This window comes from uncultured Veillonella sp. (assembly GCF_905209685.1).
Lineage (GTDB): Bacteria > Bacillota > Negativicutes > Veillonellales > Veillonellaceae > Veillonella.
In genome coordinates this window covers 1-4,486 of sequence record NZ_CAJLUB010000133.1, presented here as the reverse complement: position 1 = coordinate 4,486, position 4,486 = coordinate 1, and the positions used below count along the sequence as shown (strand labels likewise).

The following is a 4,486-nucleotide window of genomic DNA, read 5'->3' as shown; positions in this document are numbered from 1 at the left end:
ATGTTGGTTACGAAGATAACTCCAACACATTGACTGAACGCGTTCGTCGTAATCCTTACTCCATCGTATTGTTCGACGAAATCGAAAAAGCAGATCCTCAAGTTATTACATTACTTCTTCAAGTATTGGATGATGGTCGCTTAACAGATGGTCAAGGTAACACCGTAAACTTCAAAAATACTGTTATCATTGCTACATCTAATGCAGGCTTTGGCTATGGTCAAGATAATGATGATGAAAACAAAGTTGATGTAATGGACCGTATCGCTCCATTCTTCCGTCCAGAATTCTTAAACCGTTTCAACGCTGTTATCGAATTCAATCAATTGAAAAAAGAAGATTTGAAACAAATCGTAGATTTAATGCTTGATCAAGTTAATAAAACTTTAGCTAAAAAAGAAATTACTCTTGATGTAACTGAAGCAGCTAAAGAATTGTTGATGGAACAAGGTTACGATAAAACTATGGGCGCTCGTCCATTACGTCGTGTTATCGAATCTGAAATCCGCGATAATGTAACTGACTTCTACTTGGATCACATCGATGCAAAACACTTGCTTGCTGATGTTGTAGATGGTCACATTGTAATTAGCGACAAAGATGCTGCTAATACATCTGATGATAAATCTGCAGATGATAAAGCTGCAGACGACAGCAAACAAGCTGATGATGCTGCATCCAAGGATAATAAATAATCGATAGGCTATCGACACTAACTAATGAATCCCTTACAACTCTCTCCATATACAAACTAATGATAGACCTATTGATACTGAGAGCACCCCACATAATGTGGGGTGCTTTTTTGTGTCTTACTATGCATTTTAATATGTGTATTAATAAAGAAATTTTGTATATATGATAAAAATCATTGCTAATATATCGATTTATTTAGTATAATCATATCTATAAATTCAATATTCTATAGAATTTAAAAAAGAGATGAAGAAAGGGAGGAGATTATTGATGTCACATTATGTAGATCTAAATAGTGATTTAGGTGAAAGTTTTGGCAACTACACATTAGGCATGGATAGTGAAGTGTTAAATCACGTCACAAGTGCTAATGTTGCCTGTGGATGGCATGCTGGGGATCCTCTCATTATGGATGCTACAGTTCGCATGTGCAAGGAAAAGGGCGTAGCCGTAGGGGCTCATCCTGGGTATCCTGATTTAATGGGCTTTGGCCGTCGAGCAATGGCAGTCAATCCTGCAGAGGCTAAAGCATATATGATATATCAAGTTGGTGCACTACAAGCCTTCTGCGATAGTTATGGTGTTACATTACAACATATGAAATTACACGGTGCTTTTTATAACACCGCATGTGTAACTCCTGCATTGGCAGATGCTGTATTAGATGGATTACAAGCGGTAAACCCTAATATTGCAGCCATGGTGTTAAGCGGTAGCTATATTGCTAAAGAAGCACAGCGTCGAGGCATTCCTGTAATTCAGGAGGTATTTGCTGATCGTGGTTATACTGATGAAGGTACATTGGTACCTCGTACAGAACCTGGTGCTTTCATCAAAGACCCTCAAGAGGCTCTTGAACGAGTTCTTATGATGGTTACAGAAGGCAAGGTTGTAACAAACACAGGTAATACTATCGATATTGTAGCTGATTCCGTATGCGTCCATGGGGATAACCCAGAAGCGATTGCTTTCACAAATTATATCCGTGAAGGCCTTACAAAAGCGGGCGTTACGGTAGCTAATTTTCAGAACCGTAAATAGTAAAACGGCCATTAGAAAATAAGCGATAAATAGAAAATACGTAGTAAATATGTAATAAACAATACGTACATAATAGATAATTAGTTGATTAATGAATAAATAAGTTATTGTGTGGAGGTTTTTATGAAACCAATTGCAGGTAAAGCAAGTTTATCTGTCCTGCTTGGGGCAGCTTTCTTGATGGCCACGTCCTCTATTGGGCCGGGCTTTATGTTACAAACGGCGGCATTTACGAATGATTTAAAAGCAGACTTTGCGTTTGCCATCATTGTATCTGTTATTTTTTCAATTATTGCACAGCTTAATGTGTGGACCATCATTGGCATATCTAAAATGCGCGGTCAAGATATTGCAAATAAAGTATTGCCAGGACTTGGCTACTTCGTAGCATTCTTGATTTCCCTTGGGGGCCTTGCGTTCAATATCGGCAACATTGGGGGCGCATCTATGGGCCTAAATATTGTATTTGGTATTGATACAACGACTGCAGCGGCTATCAGTGGTATCCTTGGTATTCTATTATTCGCCTCTCCAAAAATGGGTGGTGTACTAGACAACACAGCCAAAATTCTTGGTACGGTAATGCTTGTATTAATTGGTTATGTGGCGTTTTCTACAAATCCGCCAGTGGCTGAAGCGGCTACTCATGCGGTGGCACCGACGCATTATCCATGGCTTGCAACTATTACCCTTATCGGTGGTACCGTAGGTGGTTACATTACATTCTCTGGCGGTCACCGCCTCATTGATGCGGATATTACTGGTCAAGAACATTTGAAAGATGTACGTCGTGCAGCCTTCATGGGTATGTCCGTAGATGCAGTGGTTCGTATCTTGTTATTCCTAGCCGTTCTGGGCGTTGTGTCTATGGGCTATGCACTAGATCCTAAAGATCCGGCTGGTTCTGCATTCCTTCTTGGTGCTGGTGAAATCGGCCATAAATTATTCGGTATCGTATTCTTCTGCGCAGCCTTAACATCTGTAGTAGGTGCAGCGTACACATCCGTGTCCTTCTTAAAAACATTATTCAAAGTAGTAGAACGCAATGAAAAATTGACTATTATGACATTTATCTTCGTTTCTACATGTATTTTAATCTTCATTGGTAAACCAGCATCCTTGTTGATTTTGGCTGGCTCCGTAAACGGTTTGATCTTGCCGATTACATTGGCAGTAATGCTCTTTGCTACTCATAAATCTGAAATCGTAGGAGACTACAAACATAATAAACTGTTATACTATACAGGATGGATTGTAGTACTTGTAACAGCTTACATCGGCGTTACATCCTTACAAGGCATTGCTAAATTACTTGGTTAATTTGATAATTATGAAAGTACCATTATTTTCGTTTGAAGGTAATGGTTCTTTCTGGTTTTAGGAAGGAGATACCTATGAAACCTATAATTTCACCTGTAGGGGATTGCGCTATCTCTATTGATTTTGGTCAAGTCATCGATCCAAAGATTAATCGACATATTCGTCAAACGATAGAGCGAATTCAAGAGCTGAATCTAGAGGGTATTATTGAATTAGTACCTACCTATTGTGCATTGCTTTTGCAATATGATGCTATGTTATACTCCTATGCAGAATTGTGTAACATCATTGAGCCTACATTGGAGCAGACTGTAACAGATAATGCTAATGAACTTGTTACCGTCGTGGAAATTCCTACCGTGTACGGTGGAGAGTTTGGTCCAGACCTTGGTTTTGTAGCCTCTCATAATAATCTAACTGAAGATGAGGTTGTAGCCATTCATAGTGGTACTGATTACTTGGTATATATGCTTGGCTTCATTCCTGGTTTTACCTATTTGGGCGGCATGGATCCACGTATTGCAACACCTCGTTTATCCTCACCAAGAACATTGATACCTGCAGGTTCTGTAGGCATTGCAGGGGAACAAACTGGCACGTATCCATCCGACTCTCCAGGGGGCTGGCAAATCATTGGCCGTACACCGGTAACCATGTATGACATGTCCAAGAAACAAGCGGCGCTATTGAGTGCTGGCGACTATGTGCGCTATGTGCCGATAGCTGAAGTGGAATATAATCGTATTAAAGCATTGGGGGCGGACTATGCGCCATCCATGTATGAAGTAGAGGTAGGTGAGTTGCGTGGCTATTAATGAGTTTAATAAATCATCTATCTACGTAAATGCACCTGGTATGTACACTACCATTCAAGATAAAGGTCGCGTTGGGTTCCAACAATATGGTATGCCTGTAGCCGGTCCTATGGATAGTGAAAGCTATCTCTTGGGGCAAGCGCTGGTAGGTAATGTAGAAATGGCAGGTGCCTTAGAGTGCACATTGCTGCCGCCTACACTCACCGTGAAAGGCTCATGTATCGTTGCTTTCACAGGAGCCGATATGGAACCAACCATCAATAGTGTGCGAGTACCGAGATATATTCCATTTGTATGTCATGACGGAGATGTCATTTCCGGCGGTTTTAGCCAATGTGGCGTGCGCATGTACATTTCTTTCTCTGGAGGTATCGACGTGCCAAGCATCAACGGCAGTGTATCGACCCATACAAAGGCGAAAATTGGAGGACTTGAGGGGCGACCATTACAAAAGGGCGATGAACTTGGTATCAAAGCGTTTACCAGAGATGACGTGCATGTCTGCGATTACCGTGGTGAAGGGCATACTCTATTCAATACCGCCTTATATAACCGTGGAGGCCGTGAATGTCATGAACCGTTACGCGTTGTATTAGGTGATCAGGCAAAACATT

Annotated in this window: 4 protein-coding genes and 1 pseudogene; all 5 read left to right on the top strand. The window is 40.9% G+C overall.

What is annotated here, in order from left to right:
• A partial coding sequence (locus QZ055_RS08225) for an AAA family ATPase (protein ID WP_295825988.1) occupies positions 1-695 on the top strand: 695 nt, incomplete at its 5' end.
• Positions 696-966: 271 nt separating this feature from the next.
• Entirely contained in the window at positions 967-1,737 is a 771-nt protein-coding gene (locus QZ055_RS08220; RefSeq protein WP_295825983.1) for a LamB/YcsF family protein, read from the top strand.
• Between the two features lie 123 nt (positions 1,738-1,860).
• Complete coding sequence (locus tag QZ055_RS08215; RefSeq protein WP_295825978.1) at positions 1,861-3,057, top strand: NRAMP family divalent metal transporter; 1,197 nt, start codon at positions 1,861-1,863, stop codon at positions 3,055-3,057.
• Between the two features lie 74 nt (positions 3,058-3,131).
• Positions 3,132-3,872: a 5-oxoprolinase subunit PxpB gene (gene pxpB, locus QZ055_RS08210; protein ID WP_295825975.1), complete on the top strand. Its 741-nt coding sequence runs from the start codon at positions 3,132-3,134 to the stop codon at positions 3,870-3,872.
• Positions 3,862-4,486, top strand: a pseudogene (locus QZ055_RS08205) (allophanate hydrolase subunit 2 family protein); the annotation flags it as partial. The gene pxpB and the pseudogene QZ055_RS08205, both read left to right, overlap by 11 nt.

Bases quoted from the DNA above. Each gene is read 5' to 3' on its own strand.
- QZ055_RS08220 (WP_295825983.1), top strand. From the start codon at position 967: ATGTCACATTATGTAGATCTAAATAGTGATTTAGGTGAAAGTTTTGGC.
- pxpB (WP_295825975.1), top strand. From the start codon at position 3,132: ATGAAACCTATAATTTCACCTGTAGGGGATTGCGCTATCTCTATTGAT.
- QZ055_RS08215 (WP_295825978.1), top strand. From the start codon at position 1,861: ATGAAACCAATTGCAGGTAAAGCAAGTTTATCTGTCCTGCTTGGGGCA.